The 21,141-nt window shown below is 69.1% G+C and carries 16 protein-coding genes; 6 read left to right on the top strand and 10 right to left on the bottom strand.

Annotated elements, in window-relative coordinates; genetic code table 11:
* The first annotated feature begins 18 nt into the window (after positions 1-18).
* The gene (locus IPK71_14620) at positions 19-1,905 is read left to right on the top strand and encodes a hypothetical protein (protein ID MBK8214969.1); all 1,887 of its coding nucleotides are present in this window, start codon (positions 19-21) and stop codon (positions 1,903-1,905) included.
* 206 nt (positions 1,906-2,111) lie between these two features.
* Here IPK71_14620 and IPK71_14615 read toward each other — a convergent pair whose 3' ends face one another.
* From IPK71_14615 to tesB, 4 genes are all read right to left on the bottom strand, one after another.
* Positions 2,112-2,543: a PQQ-binding-like beta-propeller repeat protein gene (locus tag IPK71_14615; protein MBK8214968.1), complete on the bottom strand. Its 432-nt coding sequence runs from the start codon at positions 2,541-2,543 to the stop codon at positions 2,112-2,114.
* 10 nt (positions 2,544-2,553) lie between these two features.
* The gene (gcvP, locus tag IPK71_14610; GenBank protein ID MBK8214967.1) at positions 2,554-5,415 is read right to left on the bottom strand and encodes an aminomethyl-transferring glycine dehydrogenase; all 2,862 of its coding nucleotides are present in this window, start codon (positions 5,413-5,415) and stop codon (positions 2,554-2,556) included.
* Positions 5,416-5,496: 81 nt separating this feature from the next.
* A complete protein-coding gene (locus IPK71_14605; protein ID MBK8214966.1) occupies positions 5,497-6,015 on the bottom strand; it encodes a hypothetical protein in 519 nt (172 codons plus the stop codon).
* Positions 6,016-6,096: 81 nt separating this feature from the next.
* Positions 6,097-6,957, bottom strand: coding sequence for an acyl-CoA thioesterase II (tesB, locus tag IPK71_14600; protein ID MBK8214965.1), 861 nt, complete (start codon positions 6,955-6,957; stop codon positions 6,097-6,099).
* An 81-nt stretch (positions 6,958-7,038) separates the two neighbouring features.
* Here tesB and IPK71_14595 point away from each other — a divergent pair, with 81 nt between their 5' ends.
* The 4 genes from IPK71_14595 to IPK71_14580 are packed head-to-tail and all read left to right on the top strand — an operon-like array spanning position 7,039 to position 11,039.
* Positions 7,039-8,376: a hypothetical protein gene (locus IPK71_14595; protein MBK8214964.1), complete on the top strand. Its 1,338-nt coding sequence runs from the start codon at positions 7,039-7,041 to the stop codon at positions 8,374-8,376.
* A gap of 15 nt (positions 8,377-8,391) precedes the next feature.
* On the top strand, positions 8,392-8,811 hold the full coding sequence (locus IPK71_14590) for a hypothetical protein (GenBank protein ID MBK8214963.1): 420 nt from the start codon (positions 8,392-8,394) through the stop codon (positions 8,809-8,811).
* 27 nt (positions 8,812-8,838) lie between these two features.
* Entirely contained in the window at positions 8,839-9,963 is a 1,125-nt protein-coding gene (locus tag IPK71_14585; protein MBK8214962.1) for a hypothetical protein, read from the top strand.
* Positions 9,960-11,039, top strand: coding sequence for a hypothetical protein (locus tag IPK71_14580; GenBank protein ID MBK8214961.1), 1,080 nt, complete (start codon positions 9,960-9,962; stop codon positions 11,037-11,039). The genes IPK71_14585 and IPK71_14580 overlap by 4 nt, the downstream gene beginning before the upstream one ends.
* A gap of 55 nt (positions 11,040-11,094) precedes the next feature.
* Here the strand turns inward: IPK71_14580 and IPK71_14575 are convergent, their stop codons facing one another.
* The 6 genes from IPK71_14575 to IPK71_14550 all read right to left on the bottom strand — a co-directional run bounded on the left by IPK71_14575 (position 11,095) and on the right by IPK71_14550 (position 19,735).
* Positions 11,095-12,384: an AI-2E family transporter gene (locus IPK71_14575; GenBank protein ID MBK8214960.1), complete on the bottom strand. Its 1,290-nt coding sequence runs from the start codon at positions 12,382-12,384 to the stop codon at positions 11,095-11,097.
* Between the two features lie 73 nt (positions 12,385-12,457).
* The gene (locus IPK71_14570; protein MBK8214959.1) at positions 12,458-13,456 is read right to left on the bottom strand and encodes a hypothetical protein; all 999 of its coding nucleotides are present in this window, start codon (positions 13,454-13,456) and stop codon (positions 12,458-12,460) included.
* Between the two features lie 399 nt (positions 13,457-13,855).
* Complete coding sequence (locus IPK71_14565) at positions 13,856-15,082, bottom strand: patatin-like phospholipase family protein (GenBank protein MBK8214958.1); 1,227 nt, start codon at positions 15,080-15,082, stop codon at positions 13,856-13,858.
* Between the two features lie 139 nt (positions 15,083-15,221).
* Positions 15,222-18,260: a preprotein translocase subunit SecA gene (secA, locus tag IPK71_14560; protein ID MBK8214957.1), complete on the bottom strand. Its 3,039-nt coding sequence runs from the start codon at positions 18,258-18,260 to the stop codon at positions 15,222-15,224.
* Positions 18,261-18,414: 154 nt separating this feature from the next.
* Complete coding sequence (locus tag IPK71_14555; GenBank protein ID MBK8214956.1) at positions 18,415-19,053, bottom strand: hypothetical protein; 639 nt, start codon at positions 19,051-19,053, stop codon at positions 18,415-18,417.
* Positions 19,054-19,111: 58 nt separating this feature from the next.
* Entirely contained in the window at positions 19,112-19,735 is a 624-nt protein-coding gene (locus IPK71_14550) for a hypothetical protein (protein MBK8214955.1), read from the bottom strand.
* Between IPK71_14550 and IPK71_14545 the strand changes: the two genes are divergently transcribed.
* A complete protein-coding gene (locus IPK71_14545) occupies positions 19,719-21,107 on the top strand; it encodes a rhodanese-like domain-containing protein (protein MBK8214954.1) in 1,389 nt (462 codons plus the stop codon). The genes IPK71_14550 and IPK71_14545 overlap by 17 nt on opposite strands.
* Positions 21,108-21,141 lie beyond the last annotated feature (34 nt).

Here is a 21,141-nt window from a genome sequence, read left to right as displayed (position 1 = left end):
AGCGGTACGCTCGCTCTCATGGCCTTCTTCTCTCGCTTCGCTGGAGTGCGGAACGTCGCCTTCGGGCTCGCCGCGATCACGCTCGGAACGGTCGGCATGGGCGCATGCAGCGCCGAGAGCCCCGACGACGGCGGGGCCGACGAGAGCTACCAGAACCACACGGTCGGCCAGCACATCCAGAAGAACTCCAAGTACCTCTGGGTCGACGGCACCTACGAGGACGCGGAGCGCGTGCGCGGGGCCTTCGGCGAAGAGTCGCTCGCCGGTGTGCCCGACGGGGATCCGATCACCCTGTGGCTCCAGGCGTGGACCGACCGCATCGACGCCGTCGTGCGCGCCGATCTCGAGCGCAAGACCGGGCAGAAGCTCGTCGCGCCGAAGCCGGTCGTGAAGGTGCTCAAGTCGAACAACACCTTCAACGCGTGGGTCACGTCGCTCCCGGCGTGCACCGGGGTGCCCTTCAACCTCGCCTCGGGCGAGACGGCCCCGGGCGTGACGGCCCACGTCGACACGAGCTCGGTGCAGGCCGGAGACGTGCCCTGCCTGAAGACCAAGGGGTGGTCCCCGAAGGAGCTCGCGTCGCTGTTCAACACGGGAAAACCCGCGTGCGAGCTCTCGTACGACACGAGCTTCCACGCGAAAGCCGGCTGCCCCGGGGCCGAGTCCAAGGGCGAGGACACGACGATCTTCGCGACCACGCCGCACATCCGCTTCGCGACCGATCTGCTCTCCCACTTCCGTGACGAGCGCTCGGCGATCGTCGTCGTGGCCCACGAGCTCGCCCACTACTACCGGGCGCACGGCAGCCCGATCTACGCGCACAAATACGGCTTCTGGTACGACCAGGGCGCCACCGTCGCGCGCAGGCCCGTGCCCGCGCAGAACGCCGCGGAGCTCGAGGCGCTCTACCGCGACGTGCTCTCGGGCGCGCGGCCGATCGGCGGCGAGACCTGGCAGACCAAGGTGTCGGCGCGCGTGCGCCCGTTCCTGCTCGACGGCCTCGGGCCGATCGTCGCCTTGCGCTCCGACCCCGCGTTCGTGTGCGCCGAGGCCGCGGGGCTCGCGCGCGCGGGGCTCCCCACGCTGCGCCCCGGAGAGATCGCCACCCCGGCGCAGCAGAGCGCCTACGTCACGTACGAGAACGCCCTCTTCGCCTGCGCGTCGAAGTGGCGCATCGTCGAGGCGAACGCGGGACCGAACGAGATCACGACCGAGGAGCTCAAGCTCGCCGTAGGCCTCGGGCAGGCCGTGCCTCCGGCCATCGCCCCGGGCAAGACCGTGGGAGACGTGATCGCCGCGCTCCAAGCCGAGGCGCAGAAGAAGGACGCGTCCGAGAAGAAGCTCCTCGAGAAGCTGCGGCAGAACCGCATCGGCCTCTACACGACCGAACAAGAAGCCGACGACCTCGCGATGGAGCTGTCCGTGCGCGTGGGCCTCGATCCGACCGACGTGCTCGCGGGCTGGGTCGGCTTCCTCGAGGCCATCGAGAGCTACTACGCCGACGCCGGGCTCACCCGCGAAGAGGTGCTCGCGCAGATCGCCCAGTCGGGGGACATCGACGCGGCGACGTGCAAGTCGTACCTCGACGCGGGCTTCGTGAAGGACGACAAGAAGACGCCCATCACGGTGACCATCGGCAGCATCGAGAGCAAACACCACACGTCGTGCTACCGGCTCTACAACCTGTGGCGCGAGGCGCGGGCCCACAAGTACGTGAAGGGCCCCGTGCAGAAGCCGCTCCCGTACGACTGGGAGACCTTGCGCAAGAGCGCCGAGACGTACTCGAAGAACCCCGGTCCGCCCCCGGGCGGCGGCGGCGGCGACGCGGGCCCCTTGCCCGACGCAGGCCCCTTGCCCGACGCAGGCCCGTTCGACGCGGGCCCCTTCGACGCCGGTCGCGACTGAGCCGCCGCGCGATGCTCGCATACACGCGAGAGCTCGCTCCCGGGGGCATGACCAGATTCGTCAACGTTGACGAACGCAATCGTCAACGTTGACGATTGGCGAACGACGCTCTCACGAAGTACCTTGTTTTTGGCTCGATTCGGTTCGTCAACGTGGACGAACGCCATCGTCAACGTTGACGATTGGCGAAGATTCGCGGCGCGAGGTCACTTGCGATCGGGCTGCTGCGTGAACCCCAAGGTGCACGCGAGGCCGACCTCGGCGAGGGGCGAGGGCGCGTAGGCGCGGCTGTCGTACGCCCACAAGAGGTCGCCCGTGGGGGTGAGCGCGAACACCCCTCCCTCGGCCGCCACCAAGATGCGATCGCCCTCGTCGAGCAACACCGAGACGAGGCCCCCGCCCGTCTGGATGCGGCCTCGTCGCGAGCCGTCGACCGGATCGAGGCAGTGCACGGAGCCCTCGGCGTCGGCCAGGTAGACCGACGCGTGCGCGATGAGGATGCGCGTCACCTGGGCGCCGGCGTCGTAGACCCAGAGCTCCTCGCCGCGCTCGCGGTCGAGCGCGATGGCCCGCTGACCCTTCAAATAGACGACGGGCGCGACCCGAACGGAAGAAGCTCGGTACGCGCCCTCGTTCATCGGCCGATCCTCAGGTGTACGCTTCGATGGGCGGGCACGAGCAGACGAGCTTGCGATCGCCGAGCGCGTTGTTCAGCCGGCCCACGTGCGGGAAGAACTTGCGGTCGCGCGTCCACGGCGTGGGGAACGCCGCGAGCTCGCGCGAGTACGGGTGCTTCCAGTCGGCGACCGAGATCGACTCGATCGTGTGCGGGGCGTTCTTGAGGGGGTTGTCGTCCTTCGGGAGGCGGCCGTCCTCGATGGCGCGGATCTCTTCGCGGATGCCGATCATGGCCTCGCAGAAGCGATCGAGCTCGGCGAGCGACTCGCTCTCGGTCGGCTCGATCATGAGCGTGCCCGGGATGGGGAACGACATGGTCGGGGCGTGGAAGCCGTAGTCCATGAGGCGCTTGGCGATGTCCTCGACCTCGATGCCCGCGGTCTTCTTGAAGCCGCGCATGTCGAGGATGCACTCGTGCGCGATGCGCCCGTTCTTGCCCTTGTAGACGAGCGGGTAGTGCGACGAGAGGCGCTCGGCGATGTAGTTCGCGTTGAGCATGGCCACCTCGGTCGCCTTGGTGAGGCCCGAGCCTCCCATCATGCGGATGTACGCCCACGAGATGAGCAGGATGCTCGCCGAGCCGTAGGGCGCGGCCGAGACCGGGCCCACCGTGTGGGGGGCCTCGGCGTCGAACACGGGGCGCCGCGGGAGGAACGGCACGAGGTGCTTCGCCACGCCGATGGGGCCCATGCCCGGGCCGCCGCCGCCGTGCGGGATGCAGAACGTCTTGTGGAGGTTCAGGTGGCACACGTCCGCGCCGATGAGGCCGGGGCTCGTGAGGCCGACCTGCGCGTTCATGTTGGCGCCGTCCATGTAGACCTGGCCGCCGTGCGCGTGCACGAGGGCGCAGATCTCCTTGATGCGCTCCTCGAACACGCCGTGCGTCGACGGGTAGGTGACCATGAGGCACGAGAGGTTCGTCGCGTGCTGCTTGGCCTTCGCCTCGAGATCGGCGAGGTCGACGTTGCCCTGGTCGTCGCACGCGGTCACGACGACCTCGAGGCCCGCCATGACGGCCGAGGCCGGGTTCGTGCCGTGGGCCGACGACGGGATGAGGCAGACCTTGCGGTGCCCCTCGCCGCGGCTCATGTGGTACTGCCGGATGGCCATGAGGCCCGCGTACTCGCCCTGCGAGCCCGCGTTCGGCTGGAGAGAGACGCCCGCGAAGCCCGTCACCTCGGAGAGCCACTTCTCGAGGTCCGAGAAGATGCGCGCGTAGCCCTTGGCCTGCTCGAGCGGGGCGAACGGGTGGAGCGCGTTCCAGCACGGGTCGGTGATGGGCATCATCTCGGCCGTGGCGTTCAGCTTCATCGTGCACGAGCCGAGCGGGATCATCGAGTGCGCGAGCGAGAGATCGCGGCCCTCGAGCTTGCGCACGTAGCGGAGCATCTCGGTCTCGCTGCGGTACGCGTGGAACACGGGGTGCGTCATGAACGCGCTCGTGCGGCGGTGGGCCTTGCCGAGCGTCGAGTCGGCCTCGGCGGCGAGGGCCGCGACGTCGCCCTTGGCGCCGAAGAGCTCGAGCACCGTGGCGATGTCCGCGGGGGTGGTCGTCTCGTCGAACGAGACGCCGAGGCCGTCCTTCCCGACGCGGCGGAAGTTCACGTTCTTCTCGGCGGCCTTCGCGACGATCGCGTCGACCTTGGCCTCGCCGGGGCGCGCGACGATGGTGTCGAAGAAGGCGCCCGTGTCGACCGCGATTCCGGCCTTCTTCAGGCCGAGCGCGAGCACACACGCCGATCCGTGTACTTTCTCGGCGATCGCGGTGAGGCCCTCGGGCCCGTGGTAGACGGCGTACATGCTCGCGACGACCGCGAGGAGCGCCTGCGCCGTGCAGATGTTGCTCGTGGCCTTCTCGCGGCGGATGTGCTGCTCGCGCGTCTGGAGGGCCATGCGGAGCGCGGGCTTGCCGTGGGCGTCTTGCGAGACGCCGATGATGCGGCCCGGGAGCTTACGGACGAACTCGTTCTTCGTCGCGAAGAAGGCCGCGTGGGGCCCGCCGTACCCGAGCGGCACGCCGAAGCGCTGCGAGTTTCCGACGCACACGTCGGCCCCGAATTCACCCGGGGGGACGAGGAGCGTGAGCGAGAGCATGTCGGCCGCGACGACGAAGAGGGCCTCGGCCGCGTGCACCTTCTTGGCGAAGTCGGCGTAGTCGAAGACCTCGCCGTGCGTGCCGGGGTACTGCACGAGCGCGCCGAACGCGCCGATGGCCGCGAGGTCCACGGTGCGGTGATCGCCGACGACAACCTTGATCCCGAGGGGCTCGGCGCGCGTCTTCACGACGTCGATCGTCTGCGGGTGGCACTCGCTCGAGACGAAGAAGGTCTGCTTCGTGTCGGTCGCCTTGAAGCCGTGGGCGAGGTTCATCGCCTCGGCGGCCGCGGTGCCCTCGTCGAGCAGCGAGGCGTTGGCGATCTCGAGGCCGGTGAGGTCGATCACCAGCGTCTGGAAGTTCAAGAGGGCCTCGAGGCGGCCCTGCGAGATCTCGGCCTGGTACGGCGTGTACTGCGTGTACCAGCCCGGGTTCTGCACGATGTTCCGGAGGATCACCGGCGGCGTGATCGTGTCCGAGTAGCCCATGCCGAGGTAGCTCTTCGCCACCACGTTCTGGCTGCCGATGGCCGCGAGCTCGTCGAGCATCGCGCGCTCGGAGGCGGCCTCGACGACGCCGAGGGTCTTGTCCGCCCGGATGGCCGCAGGGACGATCTGCGCCGTGAGGGCCGAGAGCGAGGGCACGCCGAGCACCTCGAACATTTTCTTTTGGTCTTGGGCGCTCGGCCCGAGGTGGCGGTTCTCGAAGACGTCGGGATGGCTCAGACGAACGGACATGGGGAGGCTCCTCGGGTCCGCGGACGTCGCGGGCCCACACACGGCACGGAACGAGACTCGAGTCTTAGGGAAGCGCGCGCGTCAGTTCCAGGTCTCGCCCGTGGGCGTCGACGTGGCGTCGGTGTCGCCCGGGATCGACTTGAGGTCGGGCGCCATGCGCTGCTGCTTGACGTTGTGCCAATCGGCGCCGGTCTCGTCGTCGCCGAGGCCGAACTGGCCGTCGAGCTCGGCCACGTCTTTGCCGGTCTTGTAGAGGAAGTAGCCCTTGCCCTTGCTCTCGGCACCCGCGCCGACGAGGCCGATCGTGTGCTCTTTCCAGGTGAAGCGGACGAGGTTGCCCGTCTTCGTGCCCTGGAGCTCGCCCCAGCGGCTCTGGTCGGCGCGCTTCCACTTGCCGAAGATGTTCGAGCCGTCCTCGACCATGTGCAGGTAGCCGTAGACCGGGTGGAAGTAGACCCCGGTGAACGACTCGCCCTCGGGCATCTCGCCTGCCTTGATCTGAGCGTGCTTCGGGCCCTCTTGGCCGGCGCAGCCAGACAGCACGGCCGTGGAGACGGCGAAGAGGACGGCACCTACCCCGTAGAATCGCGCGAGCTTCATGGGGCGGGACCATAGCGCCGAATCGGCCGGCGTTGAAGGCCGAGCGTGGCCGAATTTTCCGTCGAATTCGGGGCGCCGCGCTCAGCGCTTACGGACGAGCCCCTCTTGGGCCGTCGAGGCCACGAGCTCCCCCCGTTCGGTGTACACGCGGCCGCGCACGAGCCCCCGCGCCCCCGAGGCCGACGGGCTGTCCATCACGTGGAGGAGCCACTCGTCGGCGCGGAAGGGGCGATGGAACCACATGACGTGGTCGAGGCTCGCGACCTGCATGCCGGGCGTGAGCCACGAGACCCCGTGCGGGAGGAGCGCTGTCGTGACGAACGCGTGGTCCGACGCGTACGCGAAGAGGCAGGGGTGGAGCTTCGGATCGGCCGGGAGCGCGCCCGTGGCCTTGATCCACGCGAGGCGCTCGGGGGGCTTTTTTTCCGGGCGAAACGGGTCGTTCGTGGGGCCGGCGAGGCGGATCTCGAACGGGTGCTCGGCGAGGATGCGCTCGGCGAGGAGCTTGGGGAGCGCCTCGAGGTAGGGCTTGTACCGGTCGCGATCGAGGGGGCACTCCTCGGGCTTCGGCGCTGCGGGCATGGGGGCGTGGTGCTCGAAGCCCTCTTCGGCCACTTGGAACGAGGCGGCCATGTTCAAGATGGCCTCGCCGTTCTGGATCGCGACCACCCGCCGCGTGGCGAACGACTTGCCGTCCCGGATGCGATCGACATCGTAAACGATGGGGCGGGACACGTCCCCCGGGCGGAGAAAATAGGCATTCAGGGAGTGCACGAGGCGCCCATCGCCGACGGTCTGCGTGGCCGCCGAGAGGGCCTGGCCAAGCACCTGACCACCGAACACGGTGCCCCAGCCGAGGTCCTGCGACTGGCCGCGAAAGAGGTTTTCTTCGATGCGCTCGAGGGAGAGGAGCGTCACGAGCTCGTCGAGGACCAGACCCATGCGGACAGCCCATAGCCCGGTGCGTCAAGGTCCGCAACCCGAGGAGATGCCGGGCGAAAAGCTCGTGCTACGTTCGGTCTCATGGTCTTCGTCCGCGCTCGCTCCGCCGTCACGCTCTCCCTCCTCGTGCTCGGAGCGGCCGCGGGCCTCGTCCCGGCGTGCATCAGCGACACCCCGGTCAACACGTCGTCGAGCGACTCCGGGACGAGCCCGACGGGCACCGGCACGAGCACCACCACGGCGCCCCCCGACGGCTCGACGCCTCCCCCGAACGACGCGGGCGGAGACGGCGCCACCGCGTGCCCCGCGGGCTTCGCCGAGTGCGACGACGATCCGAAGACCGTGTGCGAGACCGACACCCGCACGAGCGCGGCCCACTGCGGAAAATGCAAACGCGCGTGCGGCGGCGCGGCGCTCTGCCAAGCCGGAGAATGCCAGGCCGAGAAGCTCGCCGACGGCCTCCAGAAGCCCATGGGCCTCGCGCTCGCGGGTCCCCGCCTCGTCTGGTACGAGGGAGACATCATCCGAGGCTGCCGCGCCGACGACTGCAACGCCTCGAAGATCGTCCTCGTCGACGTGATGGGCTCGGCCACGAACTTCCCCACGGGCCTCCAGTCGCCGCGGCAGATCTACGTCGAGGGCTCGAATTTCTACTTCTCGCAGTGCCCCTCCGGCTCCAACAGCGACTGCCGCATCGCCGCGTGCGACGTCGGCGGCTGCAAGCTCACGGGGGCCACGTTCCTCGCTCCGGCGAACGGCGATCGCCGCGCGGCGTGGGTGATGGGCGGCGGCGGCCAGATCTTCACCCACCAGGGGCTCGACGGCCTCTACCGCACCGACATCGCCGCGAAGACGCAGACCTACGAGAGCGGAAAGTACCGGATCGGCGACCAGCTCCAGGCCGCCGCGATCACCGGCCAAAGGTTCGTCTTCCTCGACGACAACGCGAGCCTGGCGAACCCCACGGGCGGCCTCTTCGTATGCCCGGTCTCGGGGTGCACCGCCGCCCCGACGCGCCTCTTGCCGCCGCCGGTGAAGCACCTCTCCATCGCGGGGGACACGGCCTTCGTGGCCACGGGCGGCGCCGCGGCGGCGACCGCGTCCATCATCGGGTGCGACACGTCGGGCTGCGCGGGCTCCGGCAACGTGGTCGCCACGAACCAGGCCTACGTGAGCGACATCGCCGCCACCGACGACTCCGTCTACTGGACCACCGTGGGAGCGCAGCTCGTCGAGACGAACTCGACGCCGGTGGGCACGGTGATGCGCTGCGCGAAGCCCTGCACCGGGGGCCCACAGAAGCTCGCCGACTCGCTCATCAACCCTGTGAGCGTGCTCGCCGACGCGACGTACGTGTACTGGCTCGTCCGCGGGACCACGGCGGGCGCCAACGGGAGCGTGTGGCGCAAGCGCCGCTGAACGAGCCCCTCGGGGATGAGAGAGAGCGCGCCCCTGACCACGACTCGTCGACCGCCCCCGGCGTGGGCGCTGCTCCTTTTTTCCGCAGCGACCTCGGCGCTTTGGGCGTGCGCGGGGCGGCCCTCGTCCGACCTCGTCCATATTCCGTCGCTCGTCGCGCCCACGGCCTCGCTCACCGCGCCCCCTCCGAGCGAAAAGGCCACGCCGCGCCCTACCCCGACCGAGGTCCTCCGCGCCTCGGCGCTCGGGCGCCCCGCCGGCAGCAAAATCGAGGTCGAGTGGCACGGCCGCTACTACCCCGCGACCGTTCTCGCGACGACGGCAGACGGGAAAACCCGCATCCACTACGACGGCTACGGCGACGAGTGGGACGAGGACGTGGGGGAGGATCGCATCCGTGAGCCGACGGCGACGGAAGAAGACCCCCTCGATTGAGCTCGTGACTTCATGCACGATGCGGGCATGAGGCGGTTCGCGAACGGGCTCTTCGTCGCGGCGACGTTCACGTCGGCGTTCGTGCTCTTCGTGATGCAGCCCTTCGCGGCCCGGGCGCTCTTGCCGCGGTACGGCGGGGCGCCGCACGTGTGGGTGACGACGGCCGTGTTTTTTCAGGTCGCCGTGCTGCTCGGGTACGCGTACGCGCACGTCGCGCCGAGCCGCCTCTCGCCGCGCGCGCTCACGATCGTCCACACCGCGCTCGCGGCGCTCGTGGCGCTCGGGTTTCGGCACGGGGCGCTGCTCGACGCGCGGGTCGCGGAGGGGCGATCGCCGGTCTTGGGGCTCTTCCTGGCGCTCGCGGGCTCGGTGCTCGGCCCGGCGCTCTTCTTGGCCGCTACGTCGCCGCTCGTGCAGCTCCTGCTCGCGCGAACCGGGCTCCGTCCGAACCCGTACTCCCTCTACGTGGCGAGCAACGGGGGGAGCCTGCTCGCGCTCCTCGCCTACCCCTTCGTGATCGACCCGTGGCTCGGCCTCACGGCGCAAGGGCTGGCGCTCCACGTGGCGCTCGCCGTGGCGGCCGCGAGCATCGCCGGAGCCGCCGTCTTGGCCTACCGCCTCGGCGGCCCACGCGCCGGAGAGGACCCGAGCGCCGACCCCGGTGCCTCGGCCGCACCGCCCGAGCCTTCGTGGAGGGTGCAGGCAGGGTGGTTCGCGCTTTCCTTCGTGCCGTCGCTCTTGCTCTCGGCCATGACGCTGCACGTGACGACTGACGTGGCGGCCATCCCGCTCTTCTGGGTGGCGCCGCTCGCGCTCTACCTCGTCTCGTTCATGGTCGCCTTCGGGCGCTACGGAGAGCGCACGCTCCCCTTTTTTCGCCGGGCGACGGGCTTCCTCGCCGTCTTCGTGGTGATCGCGCTCTACGCGAAGAGCGCGTCGTTCGCCCTGCTCGTGCCGCACGCGGCGTTCCTCTTCGTCGCGACCACCACGTGCCACGGGCTCCTCGCGAGCACGCGCCCGAACGCCGCGCACCTCACGCGGTTCTACGTCGTGATGAGCACCGGCGGCGCGCTCGGGGGGCCTTCTGCTCCATCGTCGCGCCGCTCGCCTTCCCCGACCTCTGGGAGTACCCGCTCGGCATCGCCCTCGTGATCGCCGTGGTGACCGAGTACGAGTCGCCCGCGCGACCCCTCGAGCTCGCCCTCGTGCCCCTCGCGGCCGCCGGCGTGGTCGCGCTCGGCAAGCTCGGGCGGGGGCCCTTGGGGCTCGCGGCCGGGCCCCTCGCGGCGCTCACCTTCGGCCCGGCGATGTTCGCGTCGTACCCTCTTCGTGGGGCGAAGAAGCCGCTCGTCGTCGCTGGGGCGCTGCTCGCCGGAGCGCTCCTCCTCGAGGAGGATTTGCTCTTTCGTGATCGCACGTTCTTCGGCGTGCTCCGGGTCAAAGAGAACCCGGAGAAGACCTTCCGCGCCATCGTGAGCGGCACGACCTCCCACGGGATCGAAGAGCGAGCCCACCCCGACAAGCCGCTCGCGTACTACTACCGCACGGGGCCCGCAGGCGACGTCTTCGGGCTGCTCGCGTCGCTCGAGCCGCACGGGGGCCGGGCCGGGAAGCGGGTGTTCGTCGTCGGGCTCGGCATCGGGGCGCTCGGCGGCTACTCCGCGCCCGAGGACGACTACACCTTCTTCGAGCTCGACCCGCTCGACGTGAAGCTCGCGCGCGACCCGAGGTTCTTCGGCACCCTCGCCGCCATGAAGGGCCGCGCCGCCTTCGTCGTCGGCGACGCCCGGCTCGAGCTCTCGCGCCTCGAGCGGGCCTCCCCCGGCGCGAGCCTCACGGAGCTCCTCGTCGTCGACGCGTTCAGCTCCGACATGATCCCGGTCCACCTCCTCACCCAAGAGGCGATGGGGCTCTACGCGCGCCTCTCGGAGGTCGGCGTGCTCGTCCACGCCTCCAATCAGTTCGCGAACCTCGTGCCCGTCACCACGGCGGCGATGGCGGCGGCGGGCCTCGTGCCTCGGGTACGTGTCGATCTGGAGCTCACACAGCGCGAGGCCGCCGACGGCAAACGGGCGAGCGTGTGGGTCTTCGGGGCAAAGACCGAGGCCCTCGCACACAAGCTCGAGACGACCTACGCAGGCTGGAAACAGACCACGAAGGCCCCGCGCCCGTGGACCGACGACCACGCCGACGTGATCTCGACGCTCGGCAAGAGCATCACCGACTGACCGCGCGGGCGCTGACCATGCGGGCGTCGGCGATGATCCACGGACGCGCCGCAGGCTACACGGTCGGGCCCTCGCCCGTGTCACCACCCGAGGGATCGGCGGCCTCGAGGGTGCCGCTCGGCTTCGTGATCGGAGGCGCGTCCGGCGCGCTCGGCCGCTCGGCCACGGGGGCGGGTGTCTCCGGGGCGACGGCCGCTGCCATGTTTCCGCTCGGCTTCACCGTGGGCGGCGACGAGGCCCTGGCGGGCGGCTCCCCCGGCTCCGACGGCCCCACCGTCACCGAGATGTTCGGCGCGAGCGACTTGCCGGGAGTGACCGTCTCGGGAGGCAGCACCCCGTCCTCTTCGAGGAACTCGGCCCGGATGCGCGACGCGATGAAGAGCGCGGGGAACGACATGAACACGCCAGCGAAGCCGAAGACGTGCTCGAACGCGATGAGGCTCACGATGAGCACGAACCCCGGCACGCGCACGTGCCGGGCCGTGAGGCGCGGGCTCAAGTAATACGACTCCACCTTGTGGAGCAGGAACGTGACGACCACGAAGATGCCGACACCCAAGAATCCCTTGGCCTGATAGGCCATGAGGCAGAGCACCGTCCCCGCGACGAGATTGCCAATCACCGGGACGAGCGCCGACACGAACACGAGCGCCATGAGCGAGGGCACGTGCGGGATTCCCAAGAAGAGGAGCACGGGGAGCGTCGTGACCGTGTTGAACGCCGCCACGACGACCTGGAGCTGCATCGTGACGCTCACGGCGTCGGCCGTGTGCTCGGTCCATCGGAGCACGCGCCCGATCAGGGATTTTTGCTCGATTTTGTCCTCGAAGAGGTCGAGCTCGTGGGCCTCGAGGCGATAGACCACCCCGAGCACGAAGCCGATCGTCGCTTGGACGAAGAAGCGCCCCACCGCCGTCGCCACCGAGATCGCCTGCCCTGCGTAGGCTTTAGCGTGGCCCATCAGGGCTTCCACGTCGCCCAGGTGATGGTGGTACTTCACCCACAAGGGGTGAGTCTTGAGATCGTCGAGGAAGTCTGCCGATGCATCTTGCATGTATCGCCACTTCTCGAAGCCGGTCATCACCGAGACGGCGACGAACGTCGCGAACACGAGCAGGTAGCTCGCGACGACGCCGAGCACGATGCGCTTCCGCGCCCACCCCGTCCGCGCGAAGACGAACCCCTCGATCCAGCGGATGCTGCGCTCGAACGCGACGAAGAAGAGCAGGGTGGCCCAGAGGTGACGAAACACCCACAAGAGCCCCAAGAACGCCGCGATGGCGACCACACGCGCGAGGGTCTTCTCGCGAAAGAGCGCCTTCAGGCGATCGGGCTCGGACGACATGGGAACGAGCGTACATGGCCGAGCGGTGACACGAGAAGCACGATCCTGCGCGCTCACGTCGGCGCGGGACCCGTCACTTCTTGGGTCGGCCCGCCCGTGCCTTCGGTGGCGGGGCGAGCCACTCTTCGACGAGCGACGCGAGCCCCGCGCGGACCCCGAGCCCGAGCTTGGGGAGCGCGCCGTCGACGAGGGACGTCACGAGCGCGGGAGACATGCCCAACACGTAAGCGATGTTCACCGTGCTGTACCCTTGACCCGCCAGCATCACCACCTGCTTCTCTCGCGCGTCGAGCGGGAGCGGCGCCGCCACCTTCGGTGCGTTTCGTTTCGCCACGACGAGGCGCTTACCGTCCGTGTCGGTGCGGTCGAGCAGCGTGAGCTCTCCGTCGACGAGCCCTTGCCAGACCTCGAGCAGATCGGAGAACGCCTCTTTGCCGCGGAGGGCCCGCGCACGGGCACGATCGATCCGCGTCACGTGCTCCCGCAGCACGGCGAGGGTGCGGGCCTCTTTGGCGCGCTCGTCCGCGTGGAGCACGTCTCCCGTGACCGAGAAGACGGCCGCCACCTCCTTGCCGATCGCGCGAAAGCCCGCGGTCAGGTGCACCCCCAAGCGCTTCACGTTGGCCACCTGCCGCCGCGTGAGGGCGACACGCGTGGGCATGGCCGCGAAGAGCTGGAGCGCGTCGGCCTCGCCGTCGGCGACGAAGACCCCGAGGAGGTCGGCCGCGCCCCCCTTCGCCATGAGCTTCGTGAGCTCCGGGTACCGCTCGCCGACCTCGGCCCCCCCGATCAGCGTGCAGGCGCGGCGGTGGGCGTCGAGCATGTGCGAGTAGGCGCCGAGCCCTCGAGCGGCGTCGAGCCACTCGTTCACGAGCTTCGCGAGCGTCGAGGTCGTTCCCCTCGCCCAGACGACCTCGAGATCGCGGGGTGAGCGCCGGACGAGCCTCGCGGCGACGCCGAGCCCCGCGTCGATCGACCCGCGGCTCGCCTCGAGCACCCCGCTCGTCCACGAGTCGACGTCGGGGCATTCGCGTATGGCCGCGTCGAGCAGGAAAACCAGTGGATCACGCATCGTCGTCACCTCCTCGTGATCCCCCCCGCTGCGCCACGCGGCCTACAAAACGCTGCCGGTCTCGTGATGGGTGCCGAGTCGTGTCGCGCACCAACAGACAAGCTTCCCTCTTTTTTTCGGAGTTGCACAAGGCCTCTCTCGAGCCTCCCCGCGCGAGCGGCGCCGGCCGCGCCTGGTCTCTGTCGTGACCACTCGGCGAGACGAACGGCTAACAACCCCCGCGATATCGAGCACTTGAACCCAATGGCCCAACCTTGGCTCACATCGACTTTGTTGCCGATACGGAAAGTCCCGGGTTCGTCGAGCGTGCCTTGTTGATTGTCGATTTCCGCGGCGCGCGCGACGAAGCTCCCCCGCGGCGGTGCGACGAAGCTCCCCCGAGGGTCGAGGAGGCTCGGCTCAGCTCGCGCGGTAATACGCGTCGAAGAAGGCGCAGAGCTCCTCGTGCCGCGCCCGCGCGTCGGCCCGGCCCACCTCGATGAGGCGCCCCGCGAACTCTCCGTCGAAGAGCAAGTAGCTCAGCAAATCGTCCTCGTTTTTGGCGTGCCCCCGCCCCGCCACGTGGCGGAGGAGCCTGCCCGTCACGCCGCGTACACGCGAGAACGCCGGGCTATGGACGAAGTCGGCCGCCATCGCGCCGATATCGACGCTCGAGCGAAGAAGGAGCGCGTCGAGCTTCTTCATTCCTTGCCCGTCGGCATATCCGAGTGCACGATTGAGGGTTTGGGCAAAGTCGGGCCCGTAGGCCGCGCGGCCCGCGTCGAGGATGCGATTGATGCTCTCGAGCCGCGCGAGGTCGGTGTCGATGCGATCGAGGAGGAGCGCGTTCAGCGTCTTTCCGAGGAGGAAGAACGGGCCCGGGAGCTCCTCTTCGGTCTCGGGGCTGCCCTCGAGGCCTGCGTCGTCGACGTGCCGCGGGTTCACGACGAGCACGCTGTCGGCGCCGAGCCGCCGCGCGGGCGAGAGCGGGACGTTCTGACGGAGGCCACCGTCGCAGTGCACCTCGCCGTCGATCCGCACCGCACGGAACAAGATGGGAATGGCCGCCGACGCGAGGGCGTGGCGCTCGTCGATCACGGCGGCGCGAGGCACGATCGTCGGGTCCATGCTCCACTTCGGCAGGGTGAGGCCGTGCCGCTGCACGTACACCACGGTCTTGCCGCTCGCGACGTGCGTCGTCGACACGGTGAGCGCCTCGAGGTGCCCCGCGGCGAGGTTCTCGCCGATCTTGGGGAACGGGATCGCGCGACGCACGAGCGCCTCGAGGCCCGCGGCGTCGAGGATGCCGCGCTCGCGAACCGCCACCTCGGAGCCGGTCGTGCCCCCGAAGAGCTTCGAGCCCCACCCGAGGAGCCCGCGCAGATCGCTACGCACGAGCTCGCCGATGTCGAGCGTCTCCCACGTGTGCACGAGGTGGCGGACCGCCTCACGGCCCTCGTGGGCGAACGCCGCGAGCGCGCACGCGTTGAGCGCGCCGACGCTCGTGCCACACACGATGTCGAAGCGGATCTCGCGACCGATCGCCTTGGCGACGTCGGTCATCACGTGCTCGACGACCCCCACCTCGTACGCCCCACGCGCCGCTCCACCCGCGAGGACGAGCCCGAGTCTCCGTTTGGGGGCCATGGCTCATGGTACCGGCATTTGGCCCGGGGCGCGGGCGGGCACCGTAACCACTCGAAATTACGAAATATTCTACCCCAAATGCCGCGAGCCCCGCGGCCCGGGGTGGGCGCAGGGCTCGTGGTGGTCGTGGAGGCTCGCTTCAGGCGTCGTCTTCGAGGATGGCGCCGTGGCACTTCTTGAACGACTCGCCGCTCCCGCAGGGGCACGGGTCGTTCTTGTCGATCTTCGGGGCCTCGCGCTTGGGGGGCATCTGCACCTGCGCGGCTCTCCGCGGCGGGGGCGGCGGGGCCTCGTCGTCGGGGCCGTAGAGCTCGCCGCCGTGTGCGAGCTGGAGCGAGGCCTGCGCGCGCTGGTGGCGTTCCATGTCCTCGCGCTCGAGGCGCTCGATCTCGGTCTCCTTCTGGACCTTGACCTTGAACAGCTTGGTCGCGACGTTGCTGCTCGTCGTGGCCATCATGTTGACGAAGATGTTGTAGCCCTCTTTTTTGTACTCTTGCTTCGGGTCGCGCTGGCCGTAGCCACGCAGGCCGATGCCGTCGCGGAGGTGCTCCATGTTCGTGAGGTGCTCGACCCACTGGCGGTCGATCTCCTCGAGGTAGAAGTGACGGAAGACGCGGAGGAGGAGCTCCACGCCCATGTCCTTCTCGCGCTCGTCCAAGATGGCCGCGGCTTGCGTGTAGAGTGCATGGGCCACGTCCGCGCGGTCGCCGAGGTGGTCGAAGTCCTTCGGCTTCGTGCCGAAGTGCTCGAGGAAGCCCGTGCGCATGCCCTTCCAGTCCCAGTCCTCGGGGGCGGCCTTGTTCGCCGGGCAGTGCTCTTCGACCATCGCGCTCACGATGCCGTCGACGAGGTCGAGCAGGCGCTCGCGCTGCTCGGTGAGGCTCTGCGGGAGCTCCTTCGAGAGGCGCTCGTAGAGCTTCTTCGCGTCCTTCTCTTCGGTCTCCTTCGCGTCGAAGCGGTAGCCGAAGGCCTGGTACACGTCGTTGCGGAGCGCCTCGAAGTCGCGGAGCGCCTTCACCTTGTCGGCCTTCTGGGCCGGCTTCTCGTCGCCCTCGGGCACGGCCTGGTGCGACAAGAACATCGCGTCGACCGCGGGCGCGATCTCCTCCGTGATGCGCGGCAACGTCTCGATCTTACGGGCTTTTCCGGTGGGCTTGCCCTCGTCGTCGAGGACCTCGGGCTTGTACGTGCCGAGGAGGAGCTGCTGACGGATCGTGTAGACCGTCTTTCGCTGCTCGCTCATGACGTCGTCGTATTCGAGGAGGTGCTTGCGGATGTCGAAGTTGCGCCCCTCGACCTTCGCCTGCGCGTCGAGGATGCTCTTCGACACCATCGGGTGCTCGATGGGCTCGTCGTCCGGCATGCCCATGCGCTCCATGAGCGCCTTCACGCGGTCTCCGCCGAAGATGCGCATGAGGTCGTCTTCGAGGGAGAGGTAGAAGCGCGACGAACCGGGATCGCCCTGGCGCCCCGCGCGGCCGCGGAGCTGGTTGTCGATGCGGCGCGACTCGTGGCGCTCGGTGCCGACGATGTGGAGGCCACCGGCCTTGCGCACCTCTTCGCCCTCGGCCTTGCACTTGGCCTCGAGCTTCTCGAGCAGCGCCTGGAACTCTTCGGGCTCGGCCTCGGGCTCGCGGCCCTGCTCCTTGAACTCGAGCTTCGCGAGCATCTCGGGGTTGCCGCCGAGGATGATGTCGGTGCCGCGGCCGGCCATGTTGGTCGACACGGTGATGGCGCCCTTGCGCCCCGCCTGCGCGACGACGAACGCCTCTTTTTCGTGCTGCTTCGCGTTCAAGACCGCGTGCGGCACGCCCTGCTTCTTCAGGATCTTCGAGATGGCGCCGCTCTTCTCGACGCTGGTCGTGCCGACGAGCACCGGCTGACCGCGCTCGTGGTACTCGAGGATCTCGGCGGTGACGGCCGTGAACTTCTCGCGCTCCGTCTTGTAGATGAGGTCTTCCTCGTCCTTGCGGAGGATGGGCTTGTTCGTCGGGATGATGACGACGTTGAGCTTGTACGTCTTGTGGAACTCTTCGGCCTCGGTGTCGGCCGTGCCCGTCATGCCGCCGATCTTCTTGTAGAGGCGGAAGAGGTTCTGGAACGTGATCGTGGCCATGGTGCGCGTCTCTTCTTGGATGCGCACGTTCTCTTTGGCCTCGACGGCCTGGTGGAGCCCGTCGGACCACCTTCGGCCCGCGAGCACGCGGCCCGTGAACTCGTCGATGATGAGGACCTTCTGGTCGTCGGTCACGAGGTAGTTCACGTCGCGCTTGTAGAGCGCGTGGGCCCTGAGGCACTGGTTCAAGATGTGGAGCGACTCGAGGTTCACGGGATCGTAGAGGTTCTTGATCCCCATGAGCTTCTGGGCGGCGTCGACGCCCTCGTCGGTGAGGCCGACCGAGTGGCCCTTCTCGTCGACGATGTAGTGCTCGTCCTTCTTGAGGCGCGGGATGACCTCGCTGATGCTCTTGTACTTGTCGCTCGATGCCTCGGCCTGGCCGCTGATGATGAGCGGCGTGCGGGCCTCGTCGATGAGGATCGAGTCGACCTCGTCGACGATGGCGTAGTTGAGCTCGCGCTGCGCGTACTCGAGCGCCGAGAACTTCATGTTGTCGCGCAGGTAGTCGAAGCCAAACTCGTTATTTTGGCCGTAGGTGATGTCGCACCGGTAGGCGTGGCGCTTCTCCCAGTCGCCCTGCGAGGGGATGACGATGCCCGTCGACAGGCCCAAAAACCCGTAGAGGCGGGCCATCCACTCGGCGTCGCGCTTGGCGAGGTAGTCGTTCACCGTGACGACGTGCACGCCCTTGCCCTCGAGCGCGTTCAGGTAACAGGGCAGGGTGGCGACGAGCGTCTTGCCTTCGCCGGTGCGCATCTCGGCGATGTTGCCCTTGTGGAGCACCATGCCGCCGATGAGCTGCACGTCGTAGTGGCGCATCTTGAGGATGCGCTTTCCGCCCTCGCGGCACACGGCGAAGGCCTCGACGAGGATGTCGTCGAGGGTGGCCCCGTTCTCGAGCTTCTGCTTGAACTCGGCGGTCTTGCCCTTGAGGTCGGCGTCGGAGAGCTTCGTAAGCTTGGGCTCGAGCGCGTTGATCTGGTCGACGAGGGGGCGGATCTTCTTGATCTCGCGCTCGTGCGACGTGCCCAGAAGCTTCTTCATGGCCCAAGCGAACATGTCGGATAGACTACCCTTTCGGCCGAAATCGCGGCCCTGCCCGGGCTCCGGGAGCCCTGGGGCCTGCAAGGTAGTCAGGCTGGGCCCCGAGCGCAACGCGGGACGGTACGAAGGTTGCTCGGAGCCCGCGGCCCCCGCGTATCTTCTGTTCAGGTCAGGCGTAGTCGGGGCGGACGGCGACCTTCTTCGCCTTCGCCGCGAGGGCACGGACCTCGGGGGTGATGCGCGCGTGCGGGACCGTGTCGTCCGAGGAGCACGTGAGCTCCGCGTCGCCGATCACGAGGGTCGCCACCGCGTACCCCGACGGCGCGAGGAAGACCCCGTCGCGTGTCCCGTCCTTCGTCGGGCCGAAGAGCTTCGCCTCCTCGGGATCGCTCTCGTCGTCGTCGTCGTCCTCCGACGTGCGCTTCACGCCGACCCCCGCGGCCGTGAGCGCCGCCCAGAAGTCTTCGGGCACGTCCGCCTCGGACTTGAGCGAGAGCAGGTCGGCCTCGATGGCGTAGTCGGTCGCCTCACCGGTCTTTTTGTTCGCCTTGTGGACGGCGTGGAAGAGCACGATCCCCGCGACGCAGTCGCCGTAGATCTCTTCACCCTTCTCGGGCGCCTCGGCCCACACGACCCCGAGCGGGAGGCCGTGTTTTTCCGACAGCTCTGCGCAGGTCCTCACGAGCTTCGACGCCTTGGCGTACGGCAAGCCGGACACCTCGAACGTGCGGCCCGCGACGAGCACGGCGCGCTGTTTTCCGTCGAGAGAGAGCTTGGGGAGGGGGAGAGCAGGGAGACTCGAGGGCATCGTCGTCCTTCTTCGAGAGGGGACTCGAAGGTACGCGCCTCGGCGCCCGGAACTTCCCCTACGACCGAGGTTTCGCGTCGCCCGTGAGCGCGCCGAGCGCGTCGAGCTCCTCGTCGCTCAAGAAATGCACACGGTTCTCCACCGTCTCCCACTTCCACCGCTGGGCCACGAAGACGAAGTAGGCCGTGAGCGCGCCGAGCGGAGCGAAGATGAAGAGGCCCACGCTCGACCGACCGGAGTGGCTCGCGTCGAGCAAGAGCCCGAACAGAGGAAAGATCACGAGGCAGGCCAACGACCCCGCGATGGCCTTGGCCTTCTCGGCGGTGAGCTTGCGCTCGTCGCGCCAGAAGCACTTCGGGCACCGCGCCAGGGAGAGCGTGAACGCGGCGTTCTCCTCGGCGTTCTTCGCGCCCTCGCGGCTCGCGCGCTCCTTCGCGCCCTCTTCGTCGAGGAAAAAGGGGCTCTGGCCTGCGCCCTGACCGACCCCGACGACGATGGCCAGGGCCTCGTGGGAGCAGCTCGGGCACACGAAGGTGCGGACCCCACGCGAGGTGATCGTGGCCGTGTGGCTCTTCCCGACGTACATGGCGCACCCGAGGATACGCCGACGCTGGGCGGAGATCTGCTCGCGTTTGCGCGTCGCGGCCCCATGTATGCTCCCCGGCATGGACACCTCGCTCATTCCCGAGATCGGCAAAGTCCCGCAGGCGCTCCGGAGCTTTCGAATCGCCTGGGTCGAGGCGCTCGTGCGCGGAGAGCACCGCGAGCCGTACGTGCCCGCGTCGTTCGCGGCGAGGCACGCGAGGCTCCTCCACTTCGTCGACGTGCGCGCGCGCGCTGAGCTCTCGGGGCCGCTCGGCCGTGTGCCAGGCTCGTTCTCGGTGCTCCCGGAGGACATCGCGTCGGTCGCGAAAGAGCTCCACGCCGACGATCCCGTGGTGGTGGTCGACCGGAGCGGGGAGCGCGGACCCGAGCTCGCCAAGGCCCTCGAAGCGAAGGGCATGCGCCTCGTCGCGTCGATGATCGGCGGCGTCGCGGCGTGGCGCGGGCAAGGGTACGCGACGACACGCGCGCTGCCCCTCCGCCTCGGGAAGCTCGCGCGCATCGAGCCCGGCTTCGAGGCGCACAAGCGCACCCTCTCCCTCGAGGACATCCGGGAGCACCTCGGAGATCCGCGCGCCATTCACAAACAGAAGCTCGCGTCGCTCCTCACCCACGGCCACCTCTCGTGCGTCGACGGGCGTGACCACGGCGCCCTCCTCGGCACCCCCGGCGGGGACGGGGGCGAGCTCCTGCTCGTGCTCTCGGCGCTCGAGAAGCTCCGCGGCACCGAGCTCGACGACGAGACCCTCTACGCGCTCCTCCGCGCGCGCCTCGACGCGTTCGGCTCGTGTGGTCTCCACACCGACATCGCGGCCGGCAACCGCACGATCGCCGCTCTCCGTGCCCACCCCCGCCTCGCGAAGCACGTGGAGAACGTGTCCGAGACGCTCGACTGGCGGGCCTTCTTCACGAGCCCACCGCCCGAGGCCGTCGACGATCTGCTCGAGATCATGGCCGCGCCGGACCACCTCGGGTGCGGCCACCTGAAGCTCTCGATGCTCCACGCGGACGAGTACGGCACGCGCGCCGCCCTCGTCCGGAGCCTCCTCCGCGCCTTTTTCCGCACGAGGTGGGAGGGCTCGACCGAGACCGTGTACCAAGCGCTCCCGGGCGGCCACGCCGAGGGGGCCGTGCTGCGCGTCCGCACGCCCGAGGACGCCAGCATGTTCGCCGAGGTGCCGCTCGTCTCTCCGCTCTTCGGGGGGACGCAGATGTTCGTCGCCCACCCCGAGGTCGCGCGCACCATGCGGGGGCTCACGATGCAGCTCTTGGGCTCGCTCGGGCTCGTGCCAACCGACGCGATCCGGAGGCTCGAGGGCATCGTCGACGAGCTCGCGTCCCGGCAGCTCTCCCGCACGCTCCACGCCCTCGGCGAAGGCCTCCCCATCTACGACCTCGTGTTCGACGCGGGCGGCGGCTACCACGTGGAGGCCGCGGGGATCGTTCCGTGATGCATGCCGGTCGGGCGCGCGCCGTTGCGCGTCG

This window comes from Myxococcales bacterium, assembly GCA_016712525.1.
Classification (GTDB): domain Bacteria; phylum Myxococcota_A; class Polyangia; order Polyangiales; family Polyangiaceae; genus JAAFHV01.
This window is presented reverse-complemented; position numbering and strand designations above follow the sequence as displayed.

What these genes read in the sequence shown, in the direction of transcription:
- IPK71_14620 (MBK8214969.1), top strand. Translation starts at nt 19, where the DNA reads ATGGCCTTCTTCTCTCGCTTCGCTGGAGTGCGGAACGTCGCCTTCGGG.
- IPK71_14615 (MBK8214968.1), bottom strand. Translation starts at nt 2,543, where the DNA reads ATGAACGAGGGCGCGTACCGAGCTTCTTCCGTTCGGGTCGCGCCCGTC.
- gcvP (MBK8214967.1), bottom strand. Translation starts at nt 5,415, where the DNA reads ATGTCCGTTCGTCTGAGCCATCCCGACGTCTTCGAGAACCGCCACCTC.
- IPK71_14605 (MBK8214966.1), bottom strand. Translation starts at nt 6,015, where the DNA reads ATGAAGCTCGCGCGATTCTACGGGGTAGGTGCCGTCCTCTTCGCCGTC.
- tesB (MBK8214965.1), bottom strand. Translation starts at nt 6,957, where the DNA reads ATGGGTCTGGTCCTCGACGAGCTCGTGACGCTCCTCTCCCTCGAGCGC.
- IPK71_14595 (MBK8214964.1), top strand. Translation starts at nt 7,039, where the DNA reads ATGGTCTTCGTCCGCGCTCGCTCCGCCGTCACGCTCTCCCTCCTCGTG.
- IPK71_14590 (MBK8214963.1), top strand. Translation starts at nt 8,392, where the DNA reads ATGAGAGAGAGCGCGCCCCTGACCACGACTCGTCGACCGCCCCCGGCG.
- IPK71_14585 (MBK8214962.1), top strand. Translation starts at nt 8,839, where the DNA reads ATGAGGCGGTTCGCGAACGGGCTCTTCGTCGCGGCGACGTTCACGTCG.
- IPK71_14575 (MBK8214960.1), bottom strand. Translation starts at nt 12,384, where the DNA reads ATGTCGTCCGAGCCCGATCGCCTGAAGGCGCTCTTTCGCGAGAAGACC.
- IPK71_14570 (MBK8214959.1), bottom strand. Translation starts at nt 13,456, where the DNA reads ATGCGTGATCCACTGGTTTTCCTGCTCGACGCGGCCATACGCGAATGC.
- IPK71_14565 (MBK8214958.1), bottom strand. Translation starts at nt 15,082, where the DNA reads ATGGCCCCCAAACGGAGACTCGGGCTCGTCCTCGCGGGTGGAGCGGCG.
- secA (MBK8214957.1), bottom strand. Translation starts at nt 18,260, where the DNA reads ATGTTCGCTTGGGCCATGAAGAAGCTTCTGGGCACGTCGCACGAGCGC.
- IPK71_14555 (MBK8214956.1), bottom strand. Translation starts at nt 19,053, where the DNA reads ATGCCCTCGAGTCTCCCTGCTCTCCCCCTCCCCAAGCTCTCTCTCGAC.
- IPK71_14545 (MBK8214954.1), top strand. Translation starts at nt 19,719, where the DNA reads ATGGACACCTCGCTCATTCCCGAGATCGGCAAAGTCCCGCAGGCGCTC.
- IPK71_14550 (MBK8214955.1), bottom strand. Translation starts at nt 19,735, where the DNA reads ATGAGCGAGGTGTCCATGCCGGGGAGCATACATGGGGCCGCGACGCGC.